This window comes from Halobaculum halobium (assembly GCF_030127145.1).
Lineage (GTDB): Archaea > Halobacteriota > Halobacteria > Halobacteriales > Haloferacaceae > Halobaculum > Halobaculum halobium.
In genome coordinates this window covers 1,222,657-1,245,334 of the sequence record NZ_CP126158.1, presented here as the reverse complement: position 1 = coordinate 1,245,334, position 22,678 = coordinate 1,222,657, and the positions used below count along the sequence as shown (strand labels likewise).

Below are 22,678 nucleotides of genomic sequence, written 5' to 3'. Positions count from 1 at the left end.
GACATGGTCACCGTCGATAGTGACGGCCGTCGGTGTGGTCGCCGGTGCAGCGGCGGCTATCGCCGTCCAACTCGTAGTCGACCTGTTCCACATCTCTTTCATCAGACCCGGAGTTCCCGGCTGATCCGCCCGCGTGAGTCCGATTTAAGACGGGCCCTCACGGATCTCATCGCATGTCCGACCGCGTCGCCGTCCTCGCCCACGAGAAGTTCCCGGACCGCTCGAAGACCGCCAACGGGATCATCCGCTACGCCGACTACGAGGTGGCGGCCGTCCTCGACCGAGACCGCCCCGGCGAGCGCGTCGCCGACCACCTCCCGGCGGTACCCGATGCGCCCGTCGTTGCCTCGTTCGCGGATGTGCCGGGCGACGTGGACGCGCTCGTGATCGGCATCGCCCCCATCGGCGGCGGCTTCGACGAGTCGTGGCGCCCGGACGTGGAGGCGGCCATCGAGGCGGGGTGCGACGTGATCTCGGGACTCCACTACTTCCTCGACGACGACGACAAACTCTCCGCGCTGGCGGCCGAACACGGCGTCGAGCTGTGGGACGTGCGCCGTCCCGACCGCGACATCGGCGTCGCCGAGGGGCGCGCCGACGAGGTGGACGCCGACGTGGTCCTCACCGTCGGCACCGACTGTTCGGTCGGGAAGATGACCGCGACGATGGAACTGGTCGAGGCCGCCCGCGACGCTGGAATCGACGCCTGCGCGATCCCGACCGGGCAGACCGGGATCATGATCGAGGGCTGGGGCAACCCCGTCGACCGCGTCGTCTCCGACTTCACCGCCGGCGCCGTCGAGGAGATGATCCTCGAGAAGGGCGACGAGCACGACCTGCTCGTCGTCGAGGGGCAGGGGAGCATCGTCCATCCCGCCTACTCGGCGGTCACCTGCGGCATCCTCCACGGCGCGATGGCCGACAAACTGGTCCTCTGTCACGCCGCCGGCCGCGAGGCGATCCACGGCTACGAGGACACCGCACTCCCGCCGATCGAGGCGTACGTCGACCTCTACGAGTCGCTCGCGGCGCCCGTCCACGAGACCGAGGTCGTCGCCGGCGCGCTCAACACCGTCGACATCGACGACGACGCGGCCGCCGAGGACGCGATCGAGGCGTTTGCCGACGACATCGACGCGCCCGCGACTGACCTGATTCGCCTCGGCGCCGACGAGGTACTGGAGGCGATCCGATGACTGGAGCGCCGTCCTCCACCTCGCTCTCGACCTCCTTCGAGCGCGTGTCCCTGCCGCTGGAACACGACTTCACCATCTCGCGGGGCACCACCACCGCCGCCGAGAACGTGATCGTCCGCGTCGAGGACGAGGGCGGAATGGTCGGCGTCGGCGCGGCCGCCCCCTCCAGCCACTACGGCGAGACCGCAGCGACGGTCGAGGCGGTCCTCCCCGATCTGCTCGCCGCCGTCGAGGCCGTCGGCGACCCGCACGCGCTCGCCGAGATCGAGCGGCGAATGGAGGGCGTCGTCGCCGACAACCCCGCCGCCCGGTGTGCGGTGAGCATCGCGCTGCACGACCTGGTCGCGAAGCGCCTCGGCGTCCCGCTGTACCGCCTCTGGGGACTGAACCCCGGGGAAGCGCCCACCTCGTCGTTCACCGTCGGCATCGACGACACCGACGTGATGCGCGAGAAAACCCGCGAGGCGGTCGACGCGGGCTACGCCACCCTCAAGCTGAAACTGGGCACCGACCGCGACCGGGAGGTCGTCGAGGCGGTGCGCGAGGAGGCGCCCGACGCCACCCTCCGCGTCGACGCCAACGAGGCGTGGACGCCCCGCGAAACCGCCCGCAAGAGCGAGTGGCTCGCGGAACGTGGCGTGGAGTTCATCGAACAGCCGCTCCCCGCGAGTGACCCCGCGGGCCTGAAGGACGCCTACGAGCGCTCGGTCCTCCCGATCGCCGCCGACGAGTCGTGCGTCACGCTCGCGGATATCCCCCGGATCGCGGATCGCTGCGACATCGCGAACATGAAGCTCATGAAGTGCGGCGGGCTGCTAGAGGCGAAGCGCATGATCCACGCCGCCCGCGCCCACGGGCTGGAGGTGATGCTCGGCTGTATGGTGGAGTCGAACGCCGCCATCGCCGCCGGCTGTCACCTCGGGCCGCTGCTCGACTACGCGGATCTGGACGGGAGCCTGCTGCTCGCCGAGGACGCGGACCCGTTCGACGGCGTGCCGATGCCGGACGGGCGGATCGACCTCAGGGCGGTCGAGCGCAGCGGAACGGGCGCGGTCGAGCGAACGGAGTGAGCGAGACCGCGGCCACAGACCGTGACGGTCGAGCGGTCCGGACGATATCAGTGTGTGAAACTCTCACGCCGACGAAACGCTGATATCGCGCGACCGAACACAGCCGTCGTGAGCGACCACCGTCTGGAGAACCGTCGGTTGTGGGACGAGTGGAGCGACGAGTTTCAGTCGTACTGGAACGCGACCACCGCCGACGGCGACCTCCCGCCGGCGCCGTCGCCGTTCGACACGGACCGCCCGGGCGGGATGGCTCCCGACCCGCTCGACTCGGTCGCGGGAACCGACTACGTCGAGTTGGGCTGCGGCGGCGGACAGGGCAGCGTCGGTACCGCCCGAGCGGGAGCCGACACCGTCGTCGGCGTCGACTTCTCCGGCGAACAGCTCCGACACGCCCGCCGGCTTCGCGACTTCTACGGCGTCGACGCGCGGTTCGTGCAGGGCGACGTGACCGACCTCCCGCTGCCCGACGGCGCGTTCGATCTGGCCTCCTCGGAGGCGGCGTTCCAGATGGTCCCGGATCTCGACCGGGCGCTCGCTGAGGCCCGTCGGGTCCTCCGCGACGGCGGCGTGTTCGTGCTCAGCCTCCCGCATCCGCTGTACGAGGCACTCGACGCCGAGACGCGGACGCTGGCGGGGAGCTACCTCGACGCCGGTCCGCGCGAGGTCACGGTCGACGATGGGTACGAGTCGACGCTGGTCCTGTTCGACCGCACCGTCGCACAGGTGTACAACGCCCTCCGCGACGCCGGCTTCGAGGTGAACCGGATGCTGGAACACGTGAACGACCCGGTCGCCGAGGGCGACCCGTCCGAGAGCGACCGCCCGGACGTGCTGTGGGAGATCCCCCGGAGCGTGCGGTTCCGAGCGGTCGCGCGGTAGGGCGTCGGGACCGAGGTCGGAGGCCGCTTCCGCCTACTCCCCGACCAGTTCCTCGTACTGCGCGCCGGTCTGCTTCAGCGTCGCCGTCGAGTAGAGGCGTTCGTGATCGAAGGGGAGCTGCTCGCTCGCGAGTTCGTCGATCTTCGCGTCGACGGCGTCGGCCTCGCGGCCGTGGACCATCGTGAAGAGGTTGTACTCCCAGTCCTGCTCGGGACGGCGCGGCCGGTGATAACACAGCGTCACGTACGGGAGTTCGCCCACCGACTCCCCCAACTCGTCGAGGCGGTCGTCGGGGACGTTCCACACGACCATGCAGTTGTTCCGGAAACCGGTGACGATGTGGTTCACGACGCAGCCGATCCGCTTGATGCAGCCGTCCGCCAGCAGGCGCTCGATCGCCGCGAGCACGTCCGACACGTCGGCGTCGAGGGCGTCGGCCACGTCGCGGTACGGCGTCGCCGTCAGCGGGAAGCCGTCTTGGATCTCGACGAGGAGCGCCCGATCCAGCGCGGAGAGGTCCCCGGTCGCGTTCTCGGAGATGCGGGTCGCTCCGGCGTCCGTCGAGTCGAGCGACTCTCTCGCGAACGCGTCGTCGTTCCAGACGGGGAACTCTAAGTCGATGTAGTAGTCGGTCAGCATCGGGAGGTTCAGCACCGCACAGCCGGTGCGCTCCTCGATGTCCGCGAGGATCCGGTCGCGCGTCTCCCGGCTCGCGGCGGTGACGACGAACCACTGGTTCCACTCGTGATCGCGGCGGTAGTTGTGGTTCACCTGCCGGTAGCCGTTGATCACCTCCGCGATCTCGTCGAAGCGGTCCTCGGGCGCCGAGACGGCCGCCAGCGTCGAGGAGCCGATCACGGGTGGATTGAGCACCGCGCCGAAGCGCCGGAAGACGCCCCGTTCGCGGAGCCGCTTCACTCGATCCAGCGCCTCGGCCTCGTCGATCCCGAGTTCCTCGCCGACGACCTCGAACGGGCGCTCGACGACCGGGAAGCCGCTCTGGTAGTCGTCGATCAACCGCGCGTCGATGTCGTCGAGCCCGGCGCGCCAGTCGTCAGCTGGATCCGCGTCCGCCCCGTCGCCCTCGGCGCTACTCATTACCCGTCGTAGGGACCGGCGGCACCTACCGGTTTCGCTCGTACCGGGGCGCCGATCAATCGGGCCCGTCCTCGGTCCCTCGGGATCGATCTCGGGTTCTGCGAGCAACCGGGTGGTTTTTGCGGCGAACGTCCCTTCGATCGAGCATGGCGAAGGCGACCACCGAGGAAGACGAGGCGTTCGGCGAGTGGCCGCTCAAGCGGCTCATGACCGAGGTGTGTGGCTCCGGGCCGAAGTCGGCCGACGACATGACCCGCGCCCAAGCGACCGAGGCCATGCGCCGGATCTTCGCGGGCGAACCCGATCACACGACGCTCGGCGCCTTCTGGCTGGCGAACCGCTGGAAGCGCAACAACCCCGAGGAGCTCGCGGCGTACGTCGACGAGATGTGCGCGCGCGTCGAGTACGCCGAGCCCGAGGTCGACCCCGTCGACTGTGGCGCCAACTACGACGGCAAAGGGGAGACGGCGATCCTCGGCGCCGCCGCGGGCATCGTCGCCGCCGGCGCCGGCACGCCCGTCGTCGTCCACTCCGGCGACCGCGTCCCCACGCAAAAACAGGACGCCTACAAGCACGTCCTCGACGAACTGGGGATCGCGACCGAGCTGACGCCGCGCGACTCCGCCGAGATGGTCGACGACACCGGCTTCGGCTTCTACTACCAGCCGACGTTCAACCCCGCGATCGACGACCTGTGGGAGCGCCGCGACATGATGGGCGTCCGGTCGTTCGTCAACACGATCGAGACGCTCGCCAACCCCGCGGGCGCCTCGACGCACCTAGGCTCGTTCTACCACCTCGCGTTCGCGAAGAAGGTCGTCGACACCTTCGTCGAGAGCGACTTCCACGACCTCGACCGCGTCATCATGTTCCAAGGGATGGAGGGCTACGACGACATCCGTCCCGGGTACACGAAAGTCGCGGAGTGGAACGCGGGAGGCGACGCGGACGGTGCCGACGGCAGCGAGGGCGACTCGTTCACCGACTTCGAGATCGAGACGGCCGAGTACGGCATGGACTTCGAGGAGGCCGACCTGGAGGTCGACGACGTGGCCGTCGATTCGGCGACGCTCACCGAGGAGGTCCTCGCGGGCGAGCGGGAGGACCACTGGCGCGACGCGGTCGCGCTCAACGCCGCCTTCCGTCTCTACGCCGGGGACGACGCCGACAGCATCGAGGAGGGCCTCGACCTCGCACACGAGGCGATCGACGACGGCGCCGCGGCGGCCGTGCTCGAGGACCTCCGCGCGTTCTGAGAGGTGCGGTCCGACGATCCCCGGTTCTCAGGCGTGAAATACGGCGCGTGAGGATTAAGCCCTCGCGTCGCACCCGTCCACGCAGCATGGCCGTGGGACCGGCGAGTCTGTATCAACTGTTCTTCCTCGCGGCCAGCGCCGTGGTCGTCCTGCTCGCGCTGTCGACGTACGTCCTCGGCAGGCTGATCGGCCACGACCGCGCGCTGGGCGCGATGCTGGCGCTCGTCGGCGTCTTCACCGGCACCGGGGCCGGCTTCGGGCTCCCGCCCGACGCCGCGGCGCTCCCGCTCGCGCTCGGGTTCGCGTTTCTGTACGTCCCGGTCGGCATCGGCGGCGCCGTGGCCAAGGGCGTCTCGGTGGCGCCGTGGCGGGAGGTGTGTCGCCTCCTCATCGGCGGCTGGATGGCCGCGCTCGTCGTCGCACTCGTCACGCAAGCGGCGGGCGCGTCGCTGCCGGCGCTCATCGGCTGGACGCCCGGTCTCTTCGGCGTCGAGTGGTACGTCGGCTTCCTCGGTTATATGACGGCGCTCGGGGTCGTCGCCGGCGGGTTTACCCTCGTCCTGCTCAAGCGGGGCGACGGCGAGGCCTCACCCGTCGTCGCCGGCGGCTGAGTCGACTTCACGATCGCTCGGGTCGGGCGGTACCCGAGGCTTCACTCCATCTCTCGCTCCTCGTCGTCCAGCCGAATCGCGATACCGACGAGCGTCTGGCCCGCGGTGACGGTCGCCTCGCGGGCGACCGAGTAAACGATCCCCGAGCGGTCGGCCGTCGCCTCCTGGCGCACCTCGTAGGTCGTCGGGTCGTACACTTCCCCCACGTATCTTCCCTCGACGACCTCGTCGCCGACGGCGATGTCGGCGGCCGCGCGGAACAGCCCCGACTCGCTCGCGGTCACCCGACCGAGGTGGTTGCGAGCGCGGGTGCCGTCCCACGCGGGGACGGCTCCCCCTCCGTCGGACGAGTCCGACGAGCCTCGGCTCGCTTCGCTCGCCTCGGCGTCGTCAAGCACGCCCGCGTGTCGGAGCGCCCGCTTCGTCCCCTCGACCCCCGTCTCGATCGCGTCGTCGACGAGTTCCTTGTTGTGGGCTAACTCGGGGGTGATCGAGGGGATCCCCTCCCGGGTCGCCGCGACGCGGAGCTTCCCGCCGAAGTTCCGACTGGCCCACTCCTCGTCGGCGTCCTCGCCGGCCGACTCCGCCAGCAGGAGGTCCGTGCCGAACGCCTCCGCGAGCCGGCGGCAGTCGTCGTCGCCCCGGAGGTAGACTGTGTGGGTGAGCATGTCGCGGCTCCCGGTGTGGAGGTCGACGATGAAGTCCGCGGCGCCGGCGTACTCCCACAGCGTCGCCGCCATCCGCTCGTGGAGGGTGCCGTCCGCGTCGCCGGGCCAACAGCGGTTCATGTTCGGGTTCACCGAGTCGTACGCCTCCGGGGTGGTGTACGAGACCGTATCGAAGGTGAGCGGGTCCGCGACGGGAACGACGTGGACGGCGCCCGCGAGGTCGGCGGCGACGAGGTCGTCGTGGAGCTGGCGACACACGGCGGCGCCGTTGATCTCGCGGCCGTGCTGGGCCGCCTGCACGTAGACCGCGGGGCGGGCGTTCGACTCGTCGCCGTCGACGCCAGACTCGGGCGTGTAGGTGTGGACGGTGGTCTCGATGGCGACGCCCGAGGGGAGGCGCGCGAGCGTGACGCGCTCGGCTTCGTGGTCTGCCATGGCGGGACTTCCGCGGCCGGCGGCTTGTAGCTGTGGCTCGTCGTCCCGTGCACGGACAGGGATCCGACCGCCGAAGCCGAAGCCGAACGACTTTCCCCCGCTCGCCGTCTGGAGGGTGGTATGAGCGACGACCTGCCGCACGTCACGCTGCACACGACTCACGGCGACATCGACATCGAGCTGTATGCCGACCGCGCCCCGACGACGGTCGAGAACTTCCTCAACCTCGCCGAGCACGACCCCGCCGCAAGCGAGGAGCCCGACGTCGAGACGACGACGTGGGAGGACCCCGAAAGCGGCGAGATCCGCGGCGACTCGCTGTACGAGGGCGTCGTCTTCCACCGGATCATCTCCGACTTCATGCTCCAGGGCGGCGACCCGACCGGGACCGGCCGCGGCGGCCCCGGCTACGAGTTCGACGACGAGTTCCACGACGACCTCACGCACGACGGCGCGGGCGTCCTCTCGATGGCGAACTCCGGCCCGGACACGAACGGCTCGCAGTTCTTCATCACGCTCGCAGCCCAGCCCCACCTCGACGGCCGCCACGCCGTCTTCGGCGAGGTCGTCGACGGGATGGACGTGGTCGAGGAGATCGGCTCGGTGCCGACCGACCGCAACGACGAGCCTCGAGAGGAAGTGAAGATCGAGCGCGTCACCGTCGACCGGTAGGCCGACCTCGGCGTCTCGGACGCCACCGACCCGCCGGTTCTATTCGACGAACCGCCCGTACACCTGCGGGTACTCCTTCAGTTTCATCCGGGCGATCAGCGCGTAGCAGTAGGCGTCGACGCGGTCGCGCCAGATCGGGCGTTCGTAGCTCCCGGCGAATCCCACCTCCGCGACGTCGATGTCCTCGCCAGCGCGGGCCGTGAGAACCGCCAGCAGCGGCGCCGGATCGTCGCCGACGACCCGCCGGAACCGCTTCATCGCAGCCCGTTTCTCGCCGACGACGTGGCCCGAGTCGAACCCGTCGTCCTCGGGGTCGATCACGAGCGCGTCGACGGCGCGGTCGTGGGCCCGCCGCTGGACGAGGGCCTGCGCGGCCGCGACCGCGTTCACCAGACTCAGCCCCTCGTCCCACTCCGCGACGTAGTAGTCGCCGTCGTAACACCACATCGAGAGCTTCCAGCGGGCCGTGTAGTACGGGCCGGGACCGTGCTCGTCTTCGATCGCCTCGACCGACTCGCGGACGTCGTCTCGGCTCGGGAACTCGGCGATCGCCTCGCGATACCGCGCGTCGAGCCGTTCGACCCGGTCGGCCCACGGCTCGCCCTCGTCGTCGCCGACGAGCTTGTCCAGCTGCTCGCGGTAGTGCTCGGCGTCGCGGACGCGTTGTGCGGCCTGGCGGTTTCCGGCGCGGATCGACCCGATCTCGTCTGCGTCGTACTCGCGCTCGCGGTTCGGGTCGCGTTCGTGGGCGTCGAGCCGAACGAGTCGGATCCGCCGCTCGATCTCGTGGTACCACCCGAGGTCGCGGCCGGGCTCGACGACTCGGTAGTCGCTGATCTCCTCGCCGAGCCGGGTCGCTCGGTCCCGGAGCGCCTCGCCACGCTCGGCGAGCCGCTCGGGGTCGGCCTCCGGGCGGTCGAGCTCGGCGAGCGCGAAGCCGACGTCCTCGGCGGCGAACTGCATCCCGCCGGTGGCGTACACCGTGGCCTCGCGGTAGCGCCCCGCTTGGAGGTACTCCCGGGCGTCCTCCAGCCAGCCGCCGTCGCCGGTGAACCGTTCGTCGGTGTCGAGGTCGTCCCACAGGTCGCGACCCCGCTCGACCTCGCTCGCCAGCCGCTCGACGGCGTCGCGGGCGTGCGCCTCGCGCACCGGTGGCCGCCACTGGTGGTCGGTGGGATCGGGGAGGTACTTCGACGCGTGATCGGTCAGGGGGTCGGGGAGGGCGGTCGGCTTCGTCGCGCCGACGGCTGCCGTCGCGCCGACGAGCGCGAGGCCGGCGCCCGCGATGAAGCCACGCCTGCTCGGGGAGGGGAGGTCGGGGACCATACCGCGTGGTCCTCACTGGCGACTGATAGGTCTTCTCCTACTCAGACGCACTCGGCCAGGAAGTTCTCGATCACGTCGTGGCCGACCGCCGTCAACACGGACTCGGGGTGGAACTGCACCGCCTCGATCGGGTGATCGCGGTGGCGCACGCCCATCACAAGCTCCTCGCCGTCGTGGTCGGTCGTCGCCGTGATCGCGAAGCAGTCGGGCACCTCGGTGGCGACGAGCGAGTGGTAGCGGCCGGCCCGAAAGCCCTGATCCAGCCCGGCGAACACGCCGTCGCCGTCGTGATCGACGGGGAACGCCTTCCCGTGGACCGGCTCGGGGGCGTGGCCGACGGTCCCGCCGTACTCGTACACCGCGGCCTCGAGGCCGAGACAGACGCCGAGCGTCGGAACCTCGGGAGAGAGCTCCCGGAGGACGGCCATCGTCACGCCCACGTCGCGGTCGTGCTTCGGGTGGCCCGGTCCCGGCGAGATGATCACCGCGTCGGGATCGGTGTCGCGCACCGCCGCAAGCGTCGCGGCGTTTTTCAACACCGTGATCTCGGGCGTGTCGCCGCCGACTCGGAGGTCCGAGACGTACTCCACGAGGTTGTACGTGAACGAGTCGTAGTTGTCGACGACGGTGACGTTCACCGCTCCACCTCCGGCGCGTCGCCGTCGGATCCGGTTTCGCGGTCGGAGCCGCCGCCGTCGGCGCCGACGCGGATCCGGTCGACGGCGTCGAGCACGCCCGCCATCTTCTGTTCGGTCTCCTCGTACTCGGCGGCCGGGTCGGAGTCGGCGACGATGCCGGCGCCTGCGCGAACCGTGAGCGAGTCCACCCCGCCGCTGTCCACCCCGTGATCCACTGTCGCCGTCCGGATCACGATGGCGAAGTCGGCGTCGCCGTTCCACGAGTAGTAGCCGACGCCGCCGCCGTACACGCCCCGCGGCTCCAGTTCCAGGTCGTCGATCAGCTCCATCGCGCGGACCTTCGGCGCGCCCGTGAGGGTGCCGGCGGGGAACGTCGCCCGGGTCGCGTCGAACGCGTCGGCGTCGGCCGCGAGCGTGCCCGTGACGGTCGATTCGATGTGCTGGACGTGGCTGTACTTCAGGACGTTCATGAACTCCTCGACGCGGACGCTCCCCGCCTCGCTCACCCGACGCACGTCGTTTCGCGCCAGGTCCACGAGCATCGTGTGCTCTGCGCGCTCCTTCCCGTCCGCCAGCAGTTCGCCGGCCAGCCGGCGGTCCTCGACGGGCGAGGCGCCGCGGCGGATGGTGCCCGCGATGGGGTTGGAGACGACGCAGTCGCCGTCGACGGAGACGAGCGTCTCCGGAGAGGCGCCGATCACCGAGCGGTCGCCGTGGCGCAGCAGGTACATGTACGGCGAGGGGTTCACCGCCCGCAGCGACTCGTAGAGGCCGAGGTCGTCGACGGCGCCCTCCAGCGTCCGCGTCCGGGAGATGACGCCCTGATACACCTCGCCGTCGAGGACGGCCTCCTTCGTCTCGCGGACGGCCTCCTCGTACTCCTCGCGCGGGCCGGCGGTCTCGCGGTCGACGCGGACGCCGCCCGCGTCCGGCGCGTCGGCGTCGCGCAGCGTCGCCGCCACGTCGGCCGCCTCGGCCGACAGGCGGTCGTACACCGCCCGGGGGTCGTCGTCGCCGCCGACGATCGGCGTGAAGACGAGCGAGACGCTCCCCTCGCGGTCGTCGAACGCGAGCGTCCGGGTCGTGAGCACGAACTCGGCGTCGGGGACGACCGGGTCGGGGCGGTCGACGCCGACCTCTTCGAGCCACAGGTCGTACACCGCGTCGTACGCGAGGAAGCCGACGAGGCCGCCGTCGAGCGTCTGTCGGTCGTTGTCGGGGAAGCCGACCCGCGTCACGTCGGGCAGCGCCGCGCGCACGCGGTCGACCGTGTCCCCGGCCTCGGGACCGCGGAGGTCGACGTGGTCGGCGGCTGGTCCCAGCCGATCCAGGTCGGTGCCGTCGGGGCCGACCGCGATCACCGCGTCCGGGTCGTAGCCGACGAACGAGTAGCGGGCGTGGCGCTCGGCGCTGCCGTCGGTCCCGGCGGCGCCGCCGTCGCCGCGGGCGCCGTCGCGGTCGCGACCGCGACCGTGCGAACTCGGGGCGAACGCGCCGTCCGGGTCGCTGGAAGCGACCTTCTCGGCGCTCTCAAGCAGGAACGAGTGGTCCGACCGGTCCGCGAGCGCGGCGTAGGCGGTCAGCGGTTCCACGTCCACGTCGAGCGTCGCCGTCTCGTGGACGACCCGAGGGTCGGCGCCGTCGGCCGACTCGACCAGGTCGACGAACTCCTCGCGCGAGCGCGAGAGGTGGTCGGTTTCGACGTCCGCACCGTCGCTCACTCGTACACCTCCTCCGCCTCGCCGAGCGCGCGCCCGGCGTTGCGAACGAACCGCGAGACCGCGGCGTGGTCCTTCGCGCCGGGCGAGCGCTCGACGCCGCTGGCCACGTCGACGGCAAACGGCTCGACCGTCGCGGCCGCCTCGGCGACGTTCTCGGGGTGAGCCCCCCGCGAGGATCACGGGGGAGATGAGTTCGCGTCGGAGGTCGGCCGCGGCGCCCCAGTCGCCTGTCTCGCCGGTGCCGCCGCCGCCGTCCGCGTCGGTGGAGTCGACCAGCAGCGCGTCGGCCGCCTCGTCGAGGGCCCGCACGCGTTCTGGCTCGTCGTAGTCGACGACGGGCACGACCTTCGCCTCCGTTTCCGCGCGGATGTAGCCGATCTCGTCCGGGGAGAACTCCCCGTGGAGCTGGACCACGTCGGGCGTCACCGTCCGGGCGGCATCGACGGCGTTCTCGGGCGTCTCGGGCATCGTGACGAGCACCGTCGTGAGCAGCGGCGGCGCCGTCGAGGTCAACTCGGCGGCCTGCGCGAGGTCGACCTCGCGGGGGTGTCCACCGTCACCTCGGAGATGACGCCGACGGCGTCGGCGCCCGCGTCGGCGACCGCGCGGAGGTCGGCGCCGTTGGTGACGCCGCAGATCTTCACGCGGACCATCAGTCCCGGAGCGCCTCGAACGTCGCGGCGGCGTCGCCCTCGTCGATCGCGTTCGCGGCGACGGTGGCGCCCTCGTCGATCGAGTCGGCGAGGCCGGCGACGTAGACGGCGGCGCCGGCGTTCGCGAGGATCACGTCGCGCTTGGGGCCGGTCACGTCGCCCTCGACGATTCCCGCCAGGTCCTCGGCGTTCTCCTCGGGCGTGCCGCCGGCGATGTCGGCGACAGGGGCGCGCTCCAGCCCGATGTCCTCGGGCGTGAGCGTGAACTCCGTCACCTCGTCGCCGTCGACCTCGGCGACCGTCGTCGGACCGTGGAGAGCGATCTCGTCCATGCCGTCGCCGTGGACGACGAGCGCCCGCTCGACGTCCATGTGGGTGAGCGACTCGGCGATGGTCGGCACGAGGTCGGGGTCGTACACCCCGAGCACCTGCGCGTCGGCGCCCGCGGGGTTCGTCAGCGGGCCGAGGACGTTGAAGACCGTGCGCATTCCCAGTTCCTTTCGCGGGCCGATGACGGCCTTCATCGCGGGGTGGAACACCGTCGCGAGCATGAAGCCGATGCCGTCGCGCTCGATGGCGTCCTCCACCGCCGGTGGTTCGGCGTCGACCTCGACCCCCGCGACCTCAAGCACGTCCGCCGACCCGGACGACGAGGAGACGGAGTAGTTCCCGTGTTTGGCGACGGTGACGCCCGCGCCGGCGGCGGCGATCGCCGACGTGGTCGAGACGTTGATCGTGTTGTAGTCGTCGCCGCCGGTGCCGCAGGTGTCGACGAGCGGGCCGGCGTCGGGCTCGATCGTCCGCGCGGCCTCGCGCATCCCCTGCGCGAACCCGGCGATCTCCGCCTCGGTTTCCCCCTTCGCGCGCAGCGCCGCCAGCAGCGCGCCGATCTGCGCCTCCGTCGCCCCCTCGAAGACCCGTGTCGACGCTTCCCGCGCCTCTGCGACGCTCAGGTTCTCTCCCTCGGTCGCGCGCTCGATGTACTCTTGTATACTCATTATATGTCACCGGTGTCGGTGTTGGTCGTACGATGTACGAATGTGTGCATCGCAATAAGGCTGTCGCGGGTGACGGGCGACCGGTGCGTGGCCGGCGCTGGCGGCCGAACGCGGAGCGGGGATCGAACGTGAGGCGGACAGCCGTCGGCGGCCTACTCTCCGTCGTCGTCGCGAGCGGTGTCCGGGTCTGTCGGGAACTCCTCGACCGCGTTCGCGAGGCTGGCGGCGTCGGCCGCGACCGTCTCGGCGTCGACGCCCGCCTCGTCGGCGACGGTGCGGAGGTGGGAGGCCAACAGCGACAGCGTCTCCAGTCCAGCCTGTTCGCCCTCGCTGCGGCGGGCGGTCGTGGTGTCCACGCGGTCGCCGCGGACCACGCCGACGTGGAACGCGGCGAGGTCGTCGGCGTCGTCGAGGAGGGCGCGGGCGGCCGCGAGCTCGCGATCGAACGTTCGGTCCGCGGGCGGGTCGCCGCCGGCGGTGTCGTCGTCGGTCGCGTCGGGAGTGTCGTCGCTCACGGTCGGGTCGTCGCGGGCAGCGAGGAAAAACCGGTCGGGTGCGGTCGGCGCTCGACTACTCGTCGGGGCGCGGACGCGCGGTGAACAGCGTCGAGACGATGCTGAACGGCTCGTACACCGACTGGTGGCACGGGCAGTAGACCTCGTTCGAGGCGTTGAACTTCACGCCGCCCTCGGCCTTGAACGCGGGGACACAGCAGAAGTGCGTACACTTGTTGAGCCACGCGATGACGCCCTGAGAGGTCGACGCCTGGAGCCACTGCTGCACGTCGGAGGTGACGGTGTACGGCTCGTCCTGGTCCGGGGCGGGCGCCTCCCCGTTCTCCGCGAGCTGTTCGATGACCGTCGACCGGAGGATATTCACGGGGATCGTGTCCTCGGTGTCCTGCGAGCGCCAGTTGGCGGTTCCGGCCTTCCCGATGCCCTCGACGCCGATCCCGTTGCCCCAGGTCTCGTAGTCGTCGAACATGTCGATGTTGAGGGCGGTGCCCGACTCGATGTCGCTCTGCCATTCGAAGCCCGGGGAGCCGCCGACGTAGAACACGTTGTCCGACTCGTACTGCGGCTGGATCCCCTCGTACGTCTCGACGCCGCAGTACTGGAACCACTCGGAGGAGTACGTCTTGCCGCCCATGTCCATCTCGGCGATGTTGATCGTGACCCCGCCTTGCTCACGGGTCGACACCTCCGGCCAGACTCCCTTGATTGTGCCGTCGCTTTGGATCTCGACGGGGACCTGCGGCATGCCGCGTGGCGCCGGCCCTGCGGTGTTCTCGATAGCCATCGCCTCGGTGGCACCCCCACCGCGTCCGGGGGAGGTGGTGAGGCTGTTGACGGCAGCCGACCCGGTGGCCCCGACGCCCGCGAGGGCCGCTCCGCCCACGACGCCCTTGACGAACCGGCGACGACCGGACTCGCCGGGGTACTTGTCGTCGTCTGCGCTCATATCTCCTTCTCGGTAGCCACCACGCAAAAGCCTGACGAAAGGGCGAACTCGGGCGCCTTCCGCCGATTCTGTCGCACGCCAACCGGGCGGTATCGAAACGGGATCGCGATGGCGACCCGCCCCGCTGGCTCGGTTCCGCACCGAGGCACAACCGAGCGCTCCGGACCCCTCCACAGTCATCATAGCGAGGTTCTTGTTCTCCCGCCGCATGCAGCCGATGGCGGCCGCGTCCCGCCGACTCGGTCCGCCGGTTCCGTGTCCATTCCCCGCCGGGCGGTACAGCCACGCCCGGCCGGGGCCGTCGAGTCGTTCTCCGTCGAGCGGTTCGCTCGCCTCTCCACGATTGACTTACTCGATCGTGAAGGAATTTATCGCAATATTGCCCCCTATCGGGAGCGTTGTCCCCCAGGACGAGCATGTGAGTGTATGTCATTCGATGAGCGGGATGTCGGTCGCGACATCCGCGAGTTGGCTGCGCTGTTGGGCGAGGTGCTCGAACGCCAGACGTCGAAGGACGCGTTCGACACCGTCGAAGACGTTCGTCGGGCGTCTATCGACTACCGGCGCGGCGACGCGCCGTCTCGCGATCCGGTTCGCGAGCGGCTCTCGGGACTGGACCCGGAGACGATCCGGACCGTCGCACGGGCGTACGCGGCGTACTTCGAACTGGTCAACGTCGCCGAGGAGCGCGAGCGGGTTCGCGCTGTCCGCCGAGGGCGTGCGGAGGGGGACCTTGGCGACGGGCTCGACCGAACCGCCGAGGCGCTCGCCGAGGTGGACGCCGACACCGCCCAGCAGGTGCTGGAGGACGTGCGGGTGATCCCGACGTTCACCGCCCACCCGACGGAGGCGCGGCGAAAGACGGTGAAAGCGAAGCTCCGACGCATCGCGGAGGTCCTCCGTGACCTCGACGAGCGGCGGCTCACCGACAGCGAGTTCGACGGGCTCGAACGCGACCTGGAGTCGGAAGTCGAGACGCTGTGGTCGACGCGACAGGTCCGCCCCCGGCGGCCCACGCCCACGGACGAGGCCCGCGACGTCCGCTGGTACCTGGAGAACACGCTGTTCGACGTGGCCGCGGAGGCCGAGGCGGCGCTGGCGGACCGCGTGACTGAGGCGCACCCGGACCTGGACGCGGCCGACGCTGCCGACGCCGCGGGCACGCTCGACTTCCGGTCGTGGGCCGGCTCGGACCGCGACGGCAACCCGTTCGTCACGCCGGAGGTGACCAGCGACACGCTGGAGGCACAGCGAGACGCCGTGCTCGACCGCTACGTAGACGCTCTCTCCGACGTTCGCGGCGCGCTCAGCCAGGAGGGCGGGCGCCTCGAGCACACCGACGAGTTCACCGAGCGCGTCGCCGTCGACCGCGAGGCAGTGCCGGCGGTCGCGGACGACGCCGACGAGCGTTACCCCGAAGAGCCGTACCGCCGCGCCGCGACGGCGATTCGCGCCCGCGTCGAACGGGTCGACGACCTCCGGCCCGGCGGCTACGAGGACCCCGACGAATTCGTCGCGTCGCTGCGGGCGCTCGCGGCCGACCTGCGCGCCAACGGTCACGAGACGACCGCCGCCGAGCGCGTCGACCCGCTGGTGCGTCGCGTCGAGACGTTCGGCTTCTCGCTCGCGGCGCTGGACCTGCGCGACCACCGCGAGAACCACACCGAGACGGTCGCGGACGTGCTCGCTCGCGAGGGGCTCGACTACGAGGCCATGGACGAAGACGAGCGCGTGGCGGTGCTCACGGAGTCCGTCGTCGACGACGCGGTCGGCAGCCTCGACCCCGGCGAGGCGTTCTCGGAGACCAGCGAACGCGTCTGCCGGCGGTTCCGCGCGCTGGCCGACTGGCACCGCGAGTACGGCGAGGAGGCGATCGACGCGTACTGCATCTCGATGACCGAGCACCCGTCGCACGTGCTCGAAGTGCTGTACCTCGCAGACCTGGCTGGCGTCGTCGACCTCCCGGACCACTGCGGCCTCGACGTGGTGCCGCTGCTGGAGACGGCGTCGGCGCTGGCGAACGCCCGCGACATCCTCGGCACGCTCGTGAACAACGACGCCTACGGCGCGGCGTTGAGCGCGCGCGGGAACCTCCAAGAAGTGATGCTCGGGTACTCCGACTCCAACAAGGAGAACGGTCCGCTGGCGGCCGCCTGGGACCTCCACCAGAACGCCCGACGGCTCGCGGAGGTCGCCGACGACCTGGGCGTCGAACTGCGGCTGTTCCACGGTCGCGGCGGCTCCATCTCCCGCGGCGGCGGCCCGATGAACGAGGCGATGCTCGCGCTGCCACCCGAGACGGCGACCGGCGAGATCAAGTTCACCGAGCAAGGCGAGGCGATCGCAGAGAAGTTCGCGAACCCGCGCGTCGCCGAGCGCGAACTGGAGCAGATGCTCGACGCGCAGGTCCGCGCGCGACTGCGCGCGCTCCAGGGGAACGCCCAGCCGGTCCACGACGAGTGGGAGGCGGCGATGAACGCGGCCGGCGAGGGCGCCCGCGAGGCGTATCAGGACCTGTTGGAGACCGACGGCTTCGTCGAGTTCTTCGAGACGGCCACGCCCATCACCGTCATCGAGGACCTCAACATGGGCTCGCGGCCGGCCTCGCGCTCGGGCGAGCGGACGGTCGAGGACCTGCGCGCCATCCCGTGGGTGTTCTCGTGGACGCAGAGCCGCGCCATCCTCCCCGGCTGGTTCTCGACCGCCTCCGGGCTTGAGACGTACCTGAACGACGGCGGCGACCTCGACACGCTTCGGGAGATGTACGACGAGTGGCCGTTCTTCCGGACGACGATCGACCACGTCGCGCTGTCGCTGGCCCGCACGGAACTGGAGATCGCCGCCGAGTACGCCGATCTCGCCCCCGAGGAACTCCGCGAGGAGTTCTTCCCGCGGATCGAAGCCGAGTACGAGCGCGCCGTCGAGTTGGTCCGCGAGATCTCCGGTCGCGACGAACTGGTCAATCGCGAGTGGCTCGACGAGAGCCTCGACCGCCGGAACCCCTACGTCGACCCGCTGAACCTCCTGCAGATCGACCTGCTCTCGCGGACCCACCTGACGGAACCGGAGGAGCGGGCGCTTCGCCTGACGGTGAAGGGCATCGCGGCGGGGATGAAGAACACCGGATAATACCCACCGGCGGGCGAGTGAAGGGCGGGCAGTCACTCCGACCGGATCACCGCCCGAGCACACGGACCGCCGCCCGAACCGCGTCGCCGCCGAACAGCGCGACAGCGGCCGCAACGACGACCACAGCCATCGCGGTCCACACGACGTCCGGAGGCGACTCGACGGTCGCGAACCGAACGAGTGCGCCACCCAGCACTGTGAACACCACCGCGACCGCCAAGAGCAGCCGAGCAGGCGGGTCCTCGCGATCGGCTCGCTCGCCGTCTCCGCTGGGGATTCGTCGCATCGTACTCGACCAAACGGGCCGACCAGGGTTAACTATCGGCCATGTCCGGAGTGAAAGTAAAGCTCGGACGAAGTCAGATCCGCCACTCGATGAGGGTGTCCGTTCGGTCGTCGATTCGGTATTCAGGCGTCGACTTGGTGTTCAGGCGTCGGCCTGATTCCAGGGCGCTTCATCGAAGTCGACGATGCGGTGCTCCTCGGCGAGGTCGTCGATCGTCGCGACCTCCTCGTCGGCCAGCGTCAGCTCGGTGGCGGCGAGGTTGTCGCGGATGTGCTCTGCGCTCGTCGCCTTCGGGATGGCGGCGAGCTCGTCGTGCGCGAGCAGCCACGCGATCGACACCTGCGCGGGCGTCGCGTCGTGAGCCTCGGCGATCGCGACGATCTCGTCGATGTCCGCGACTTGGTTGCGCGCGATCGGACAGTAGGCGACGAGCCAGTGGCCGTCCTCGCGGGCGTACTCACGCAGCGCTTCCTGCTGGAGCATCGGGTGACACTCGACCTGATGGGCGAAGATGTCCACGTCGAGATGCTCACGCGCCTCGTCGAGTTGGTCGGGGCGGAAGTTCGACAGGCCGACGCGGTCGACGGTGCCCTCGGCGACGAGATCGTTCAGCGCTCGGGCCGTCTCCTCGGCGTCGTAGCTGTTGATCGGCCAGTGGACGTACAGCAAGTCGATGGCGTCGACGCCGAGGCGCGCGGCGGACTCGTGGGCGGTGTCGTAGGCGTCGTCGTAGGCAAGGTTGTCTGTCTTGAGCTTCGTGGCGACGAACAGGTCCTCGGGGTCGGCGCCGGCGGCCTCGATCCCCTCGCGGACGAGCGCTTCGTTCTGGTAGCCCTGCGCGGTGTCGATGCACTCGTAGCCCGCCTCGACGGCGGTCGCGACGCTGTCGACGCACTGGGGGCCGGTGAGCTGGTACGTGCCGAGGCCGAACCGCTGGAAGTCGGTCATACTCGGACGCTCCGCCGCGCCGACCCTCAAAGCGTCGGTGTCGGCGGGCGACGCCGGATCGCGCGCCGGGGCCGCGGCCGTCCCCGGCGGTCGCCGCGTCGCGCCGGACCGCTCGTCGACTCGACTGTTCGACGGCGAGCATCGGGCTCCCCGGAATGCGGTCCGACTTAATGGTTCGTGCTAACGCTTAACACGGATGCCGACTGCATATCGGGTGTACCGCATGTTCGAACGGTTCTCACACGGCTACTACCTGGGCGAACTGTACGTGCAGCCCAGCGGCGACGATGGCGCGGCGGCGATCAAGCGGGCGGACCACGAGCACGTGAACGAACAGTTGTACGGTGACGAGGAGGGGATCACTCGACTCGACAACCCGCTCGTGATGAAGGTCGGGACCAAGCACTTCCCGGTCGTCGGCGACGAGGACGTTCCTTCCGGGACGCTTGCGCTGCCCGAACCCGCGGTGCCGGAAGACCTCAAGTACCGCCTGCCGGGCCGCAGCGAAGTGTTCCTCGCCAACGCCGAGCGCGCCCGCGACCTGATCCGGTTCACCGGGTGGGAGGGCGACACCGGCGACCCCGCGGAGTACGCCTGAGCGGCGAGTCGCGGCCGACGGCGGCCGACAGGGGTCGGCGATGGACGGCCAGCGACGAGCAGCGACTCTCTTCGCGCGATCGCGTGGCCGACCGATCCCCGCACCGTTTTTGCCTCGGGGTTCGCCGTCCCGCGTATGATCGATCGACTCCTCGGCCGTAAGCGACTGAAGGAGCGCATCGCCGAGTTGGAGGGGGAGCGCGACGACGCAGTCGCGCACATGGAAGCCGAGGAGCGGCGCCGCGGCGAGGCGGCGCGCAAGCGTCAGGCGGCCGAAAAGCGCGTCAACGAGTTGGAGACGCGTGTCACGGAGTTGGAGGACAGACTGGAACGCGCCGAGACGCGAGAGGCGGCGGGGAGCGTCGACTTCCGCCGCGTCGAGACGCTCCGTCCGGGTCGCCGCGACGACGTCCTCGCGCGCTTGCGGAGCCTAGAGACGGGGGCGGAGGGCGCGCTCTCGGCGTTTGTCGCCGCCGACGGCGACGTGCCCGACGCGGTGAGCGAGGCGCTCGGCGAGCGCGCGTCGCTCGTCCGGCGAGCGGCGCCGACGCTGGTGTACCTCGATGACGCGGGGCTCGTGTCGTGCGCGCTGGAACCGGCACTCGACCCCGAGCCGTTCTGCGGGTGGGACGACTCGTTTCGGGTCGAGGACGACTGGTTCCGCCCGATGGGAACGTTCGCGTTCGGACTGGTCCGCTCGGACACGTTCGCCGTCGGCGTGTACGAGGGCGACGAGCGCGTCGACCTGGAGACGGTGCGGACGGACGTGATGGACGAGCACGACAAGGGCGGCTTCTCGCAGGCCCGCTACGAGCGGCTGCGTGAGGAGCAGATCGACGAGCACCTCGACGAGTGTCGCGAGGCGCTGTCCGGGGTGCCGGCGGGTCTCGACCGCACGGTGCTGGTCGGCGAACGCGGGGTGGTGAAGCGGCTGGCGGAGTTCGCCGACTACACGGCTGGGAGCGACGCGACCGGAAAACCGGAGCCCGCCCTGGACGAGGCGTTCGCAGAGTTCTGGACGGCGCGGCTGCGAGTGATCTGAGGCGCGTCGGCTCGCCGTCGCAACCATCGATCGCGGTCCCCGGATCGGTTGACTTCAACGGACTGTCGGTTGAATACTACTTCTACAGAAAAGACCGTCGTATGGCTACGTCTGGCGATCGACCCGATGCAGTCCGACGATCGATCGGTTACGTGAGAGCCACGCCTATTATTCCGGGTACTGATTCCCCCCGCATGAGTAACGACTCCGAGTCACAGATCATCCACCGCAAACTCGAGACGGACGTGGAGAACCCGGGGGTGCAGATAGCCGAGATCGTTCAGGACATCGAGGAGAAGGAGGCGACTGACCTGTCGACCATCTACGAGTGCGTCGACGGCGTGCTCGATCACGTCTTCTCCACGCCGCCGTCGCCGCAGGCACAGATGCAGATCGAGTTCAGCTACGAGTCGTACCGGATCACCGTGCATCAGGACGGCGAGGCGACCTTCGTGAAGACGAACTGACCGGCAGCGCCGGATCGATCGGCGGGACCGATCCGATCTGGTCCAACCCGACCTGACCCGACGCGACTCGATCGGACCCGACCCGCGCCTGCGACTGCGCTGCCGCCGAGGGGTCGCCTTACTCCCCTGACCGGCCCTCGCTCAACACGAGCAGTAGTACTCGCGGTCGGTGAATTCCCCGGTTAGATACCTCACCGCGGGGGCGGGGTCGCTCGGGCGGTAGAGTCCGGTCGTCAGCTCCCCCTCGCGCTCGAACTCGCCCGAGAACAGGCTCCTCCAATCGTCCTCGGAGAGCACGTCCCAGAACGCCTCGTCGGTGAGACACCGGCGGACGTAGTCCGGGAGGTACACCCAGCGCCCGTCGCGCGGGCCGTCCGTCGCCGCCTCGGCCTCGTACTCCTCCTCAGCCACCGCGTCGGCGTAGGCGGCCATCGGGAGGTTCGCGCCGGCGGCGACGGGCATGGAGATCCACTTCCAGGGCCGCGTGTTCACGTCGAGCAGCACGTACTCCTCGCGGTCCGCGTCGTACACGAACTCCGACTCGCTGATGCCGTGATAGCCCGTCTCCTCCAGCACCGTCAGCGCGTGCTCGCGCACCGCGGGCTCCTCGACGCGCTCGACGAGACAGGAACTCCCGAACTCGGGGTACCTGACGGCCGCGTTGCCGACGACCGCCAACGGGTCGCGGTCGGCCGACTCGGGCGGCACGTAGCTCGCGAGGGAGGTGTCGGCGCCGACCGCCACGTTCACCCTCTCTTGTGCGAGCACGGTCGCGCCGTACTCCTCGGCCTCGGCGACGACGTCTTCGAACTCCCCGCGGTCTTCGACCTCGATGACGTTCGTTCCGAACGCCTCCTCGAACTTCCGCTTGTGCGCGGGCTTGACGACGAACGGGAACGCCAGGCGTTCGACGATCTCGTCGGCATCGGTCTCCCCGACCTCGTACGTCTCGGGGTACGGGACGCCCAGCTCTTCACACAGCGCGTAGAGGTTCGCCTTGTCGAGCACGCGTTCGACGCCCGCGAGATCCGAGAAGGGGAGGCGGACGCCCGCGGGCTCGGTCTCGGCGAACCCGCGGACCCACTCGTCCATACAGGCGAACGCGACCGGTTCGAAGGCGAGGGCGCCGGCGATGCGCTCCACGTCCGCCCGGAAGCCGTCGGCGTCGTCCAGCGGGTACGTGACCTGCCCGGCGTAGTCGACTGCGTCGGAGGGCGGCGCCACCCCCGAATCGGTGCGATCCAGCGCGATCACGGGCACGTCGTGCGCCGAGAGGGCGCGGGCGACGCTCACGCCCGTGATGTGCGCGTTGGCGACGAGCGCCGGCGGGCGGTCGAGGTCGGCGTCCGAAAGCGCCGCGACGAGCGCGTCGGTGTCGTGGAACGTGTCGGCCATGTCCCGGCGTTTGACCCGGCGGGCTAAAGCCCCGCGTTCGGCGGCGTCGACTGCCGCGACGCTGTCGAGCGCGCCGCGATCGTCGGCGACGCGACCGCCTCCCGCGAGCGCGCCGTTTATCCGGACTCCTCC

The 22,678-nt window shown here is 70.3% G+C and carries 21 protein-coding genes and 1 pseudogene; 10 read left to right on the top strand and 12 right to left on the bottom strand.

Annotation, left to right across the window (positions count from 1 at the left end; genetic code table 11):
• Positions 1 to 173: 173 nt before the first annotated feature.
• The 3 genes from P0Y41_RS06555 to P0Y41_RS06545 all read left to right on the top strand — a co-directional run bounded on the left by P0Y41_RS06555 (position 174) and on the right by P0Y41_RS06545 (position 3,145).
• Positions 174 to 1,196: an N-acetyltransferase DgcN family protein gene (locus P0Y41_RS06555; protein WP_284063152.1), complete on the top strand. Its 1,023-nt coding sequence runs from the start codon at positions 174 to 176 to the stop codon at positions 1,194 to 1,196.
• On the top strand, positions 1,193 to 2,266 hold the full coding sequence (locus P0Y41_RS06550) for a dipeptide epimerase (RefSeq protein ID WP_284063151.1): 1,074 nt from the start codon (positions 1,193 to 1,195) through the stop codon (positions 2,264 to 2,266). The genes P0Y41_RS06555 and P0Y41_RS06550 overlap by 4 nt, the downstream gene beginning before the upstream one ends.
• A gap of 108 nt (positions 2,267 to 2,374) precedes the next feature.
• Positions 2,375 to 3,145: a class I SAM-dependent methyltransferase gene (locus P0Y41_RS06545; protein WP_284063150.1), complete on the top strand. Its 771-nt coding sequence runs from the start codon at positions 2,375 to 2,377 to the stop codon at positions 3,143 to 3,145.
• 33 nt (positions 3,146 to 3,178) lie between these two features.
• Here the strand turns inward: P0Y41_RS06545 and ahbB are convergent, their stop codons facing one another.
• Positions 3,179 to 4,243, bottom strand: a complete 1,065-nt coding sequence (gene ahbB / locus P0Y41_RS06540; protein ID WP_284063149.1) for a siroheme decarboxylase subunit beta — start codon at positions 4,241 to 4,243, stop codon at positions 3,179 to 3,181.
• A gap of 146 nt (positions 4,244 to 4,389) precedes the next feature.
• On the opposite strand from ahbB, the gene P0Y41_RS06535 reads away from it, so the two are divergent.
• Positions 4,390 to 5,499 (top strand): anthranilate phosphoribosyltransferase, encoded by a 1,110-nt coding sequence (locus P0Y41_RS06535; protein WP_284063148.1) that lies wholly within the window; start codon positions 4,390 to 4,392, stop codon positions 5,497 to 5,499.
• Between the two features lie 86 nt (positions 5,500 to 5,585).
• Positions 5,586 to 6,110 (top strand): hypothetical protein, encoded by a 525-nt coding sequence (locus P0Y41_RS06530; protein ID WP_284063147.1) that lies wholly within the window; start codon positions 5,586 to 5,588, stop codon positions 6,108 to 6,110.
• A gap of 41 nt (positions 6,111 to 6,151) precedes the next feature.
• Here the strand turns inward: P0Y41_RS06530 and P0Y41_RS06525 are convergent, their stop codons facing one another.
• Positions 6,152 to 7,213, bottom strand: a complete 1,062-nt coding sequence (locus tag P0Y41_RS06525) for a succinylglutamate desuccinylase/aspartoacylase family protein (protein ID WP_284063146.1) — start codon at positions 7,211 to 7,213, stop codon at positions 6,152 to 6,154.
• Between the two features lie 120 nt (positions 7,214 to 7,333).
• On the opposite strand from P0Y41_RS06525, the gene P0Y41_RS06520 reads away from it, so the two are divergent.
• Positions 7,334 to 7,885, top strand: coding sequence for a peptidylprolyl isomerase (locus tag P0Y41_RS06520; protein WP_284063145.1), 552 nt, complete (start codon positions 7,334 to 7,336; stop codon positions 7,883 to 7,885).
• A 39-nt stretch (positions 7,886 to 7,924) separates the two neighbouring features.
• Here P0Y41_RS06520 and P0Y41_RS06515 read toward each other — a convergent pair whose 3' ends face one another.
• From P0Y41_RS06515 to P0Y41_RS06485, 7 genes and pseudogenes are all read right to left on the bottom strand, one after another.
• On the bottom strand, positions 7,925 to 9,211 hold the full coding sequence (locus tag P0Y41_RS06515; protein WP_284063144.1) for a hypothetical protein: 1,287 nt from the start codon (positions 9,209 to 9,211) through the stop codon (positions 7,925 to 7,927).
• A gap of 41 nt (positions 9,212 to 9,252) precedes the next feature.
• Complete coding sequence (trpG, locus tag P0Y41_RS06510) at positions 9,253 to 9,849, bottom strand: anthranilate synthase component II (RefSeq protein WP_284063143.1); 597 nt, start codon at positions 9,847 to 9,849, stop codon at positions 9,253 to 9,255.
• Entirely contained in the window at positions 9,846 to 11,570 is a 1,725-nt protein-coding gene (trpE, locus tag P0Y41_RS06505; RefSeq protein WP_284063142.1) for an anthranilate synthase component I, read from the bottom strand. Before trpE ends, trpG begins: the two co-directional genes overlap by 4 nt.
• Positions 11,567 to 12,223: pseudogene (locus P0Y41_RS06500) on the bottom strand (phosphoribosylanthranilate isomerase). The gene trpE and the pseudogene P0Y41_RS06500 overlap by 4 nt, the downstream one beginning before the upstream one ends.
• Positions 12,223 to 13,215 carry an anthranilate phosphoribosyltransferase gene (gene trpD / locus P0Y41_RS06495; RefSeq protein ID WP_345783201.1) on the bottom strand — a complete coding sequence of 331 codons (993 nt, stop codon included), beginning with the start codon at positions 13,213 to 13,215 and terminating at the stop codon, positions 12,223 to 12,225. The pseudogene P0Y41_RS06500 and the gene trpD overlap by 1 nt, the downstream one beginning before the upstream one ends.
• Before the next feature lie 158 nt (positions 13,216 to 13,373).
• Positions 13,374 to 13,736, bottom strand: coding sequence for a DUF8113 family protein (locus P0Y41_RS06490; RefSeq protein ID WP_284063140.1), 363 nt, complete (start codon positions 13,734 to 13,736; stop codon positions 13,374 to 13,376).
• 55 nt (positions 13,737 to 13,791) lie between these two features.
• Positions 13,792 to 14,682 (bottom strand): Rieske (2Fe-2S) protein, encoded by an 891-nt coding sequence (locus tag P0Y41_RS06485; RefSeq protein WP_284063139.1) that lies wholly within the window; start codon positions 14,680 to 14,682, stop codon positions 13,792 to 13,794.
• Positions 14,683 to 15,108: 426 nt separating this feature from the next.
• On the opposite strand from P0Y41_RS06485, the gene ppc reads away from it, so the two are divergent.
• Positions 15,109 to 17,811 (top strand): phosphoenolpyruvate carboxylase, encoded by a 2,703-nt coding sequence (gene ppc / locus P0Y41_RS06480; RefSeq protein WP_284063138.1) that lies wholly within the window; start codon positions 15,109 to 15,111, stop codon positions 17,809 to 17,811.
• A 46-nt stretch (positions 17,812 to 17,857) separates the two neighbouring features.
• Here ppc and P0Y41_RS06475 read toward each other — a convergent pair whose 3' ends face one another.
• Complete coding sequence (locus tag P0Y41_RS06475) at positions 17,858 to 18,097, bottom strand: hypothetical protein (RefSeq protein ID WP_284063137.1); 240 nt, start codon at positions 18,095 to 18,097, stop codon at positions 17,858 to 17,860.
• A 141-nt stretch (positions 18,098 to 18,238) separates the two neighbouring features.
• On the bottom strand, positions 18,239 to 19,045 hold the full coding sequence (locus tag P0Y41_RS06470) for an aldo/keto reductase (RefSeq protein ID WP_284063136.1): 807 nt from the start codon (positions 19,043 to 19,045) through the stop codon (positions 18,239 to 18,241).
• Between the two features lie 223 nt (positions 19,046 to 19,268).
• On the opposite strand from P0Y41_RS06470, the gene P0Y41_RS06465 reads away from it, so the two are divergent.
• The 3 genes from P0Y41_RS06465 (at position 19,269) to P0Y41_RS06455 (ending at position 21,151) form a co-directional block, all read left to right on the top strand.
• Positions 19,269 to 19,643, top strand: a complete 375-nt coding sequence (locus P0Y41_RS06465; protein WP_284063135.1) for a DUF5802 family protein — start codon at positions 19,269 to 19,271, stop codon at positions 19,641 to 19,643.
• 135 nt (positions 19,644 to 19,778) lie between these two features.
• On the top strand, positions 19,779 to 20,684 hold the full coding sequence (locus tag P0Y41_RS06460; RefSeq protein ID WP_284063134.1) for a Vms1/Ankzf1 family peptidyl-tRNA hydrolase: 906 nt from the start codon (positions 19,779 to 19,781) through the stop codon (positions 20,682 to 20,684).
• A gap of 194 nt (positions 20,685 to 20,878) precedes the next feature.
• The gene (locus tag P0Y41_RS06455; RefSeq protein WP_284063133.1) at positions 20,879 to 21,151 is read left to right on the top strand and encodes a HalOD1 output domain-containing protein; all 273 of its coding nucleotides are present in this window, start codon (positions 20,879 to 20,881) and stop codon (positions 21,149 to 21,151) included.
• Between the two features lie 141 nt (positions 21,152 to 21,292).
• On the opposite strand, the gene P0Y41_RS06450 is transcribed toward P0Y41_RS06455, so the two are convergent.
• Positions 21,293 to 22,546, bottom strand: a complete 1,254-nt coding sequence (locus P0Y41_RS06450) for a carboxylate--amine ligase (RefSeq protein ID WP_284063364.1) — start codon at positions 22,544 to 22,546, stop codon at positions 21,293 to 21,295.
• Positions 22,547 to 22,678: the final 132 nt, after the last annotated feature.

Excerpts from the sequence above, each read along its gene's own strand:
- P0Y41_RS06555 (WP_284063152.1), top strand. The coding sequence starts at position 174 with ATGTCCGACCGCGTCGCCGTCCTCGCCCACGAGAAGTTCCCGGACCGC.
- P0Y41_RS06525 (WP_284063146.1), bottom strand. The coding sequence starts at position 7,213 with ATGGCAGACCACGAAGCCGAGCGCGTCACGCTCGCGCGCCTCCCCTCG.
- P0Y41_RS06515 (WP_284063144.1), bottom strand. The coding sequence starts at position 9,211 with ATGGTCCCCGACCTCCCCTCCCCGAGCAGGCGTGGCTTCATCGCGGGC.
- P0Y41_RS06475 (WP_284063137.1), bottom strand. The coding sequence starts at position 18,097 with ATGCGACGAATCCCCAGCGGAGACGGCGAGCGAGCCGATCGCGAGGAC.
- ahbB (WP_284063149.1), bottom strand. The coding sequence starts at position 4,243 with ATGAGTAGCGCCGAGGGCGACGGGGCGGACGCGGATCCAGCTGACGAC.
- P0Y41_RS06450 (WP_284063364.1), bottom strand. The coding sequence starts at position 22,546 with ATGGCCGACACGTTCCACGACACCGACGCGCTCGTCGCGGCGCTTTCG.
- P0Y41_RS06465 (WP_284063135.1), top strand. The coding sequence starts at position 19,269 with ATGTTCGAACGGTTCTCACACGGCTACTACCTGGGCGAACTGTACGTG.
- P0Y41_RS06455 (WP_284063133.1), top strand. The coding sequence starts at position 20,879 with ATGAGTAACGACTCCGAGTCACAGATCATCCACCGCAAACTCGAGACG.
- P0Y41_RS06520 (WP_284063145.1), top strand. The coding sequence starts at position 7,334 with ATGAGCGACGACCTGCCGCACGTCACGCTGCACACGACTCACGGCGAC.
- P0Y41_RS06460 (WP_284063134.1), top strand. The coding sequence starts at position 19,779 with ATGATCGATCGACTCCTCGGCCGTAAGCGACTGAAGGAGCGCATCGCC.
- P0Y41_RS06530 (WP_284063147.1), top strand. The coding sequence starts at position 5,586 with ATGGCCGTGGGACCGGCGAGTCTGTATCAACTGTTCTTCCTCGCGGCC.
- ppc (WP_284063138.1), top strand. The coding sequence starts at position 15,109 with ATGTCATTCGATGAGCGGGATGTCGGTCGCGACATCCGCGAGTTGGCT.
- P0Y41_RS06485 (WP_284063139.1), bottom strand. The coding sequence starts at position 14,682 with ATGAGCGCAGACGACGACAAGTACCCCGGCGAGTCCGGTCGTCGCCGG.
- P0Y41_RS06470 (WP_284063136.1), bottom strand. The coding sequence starts at position 19,045 with ATGACCGACTTCCAGCGGTTCGGCCTCGGCACGTACCAGCTCACCGGC.
- P0Y41_RS06550 (WP_284063151.1), top strand. The coding sequence starts at position 1,193 with ATGACTGGAGCGCCGTCCTCCACCTCGCTCTCGACCTCCTTCGAGCGC.
- P0Y41_RS06535 (WP_284063148.1), top strand. The coding sequence starts at position 4,390 with ATGGCGAAGGCGACCACCGAGGAAGACGAGGCGTTCGGCGAGTGGCCG.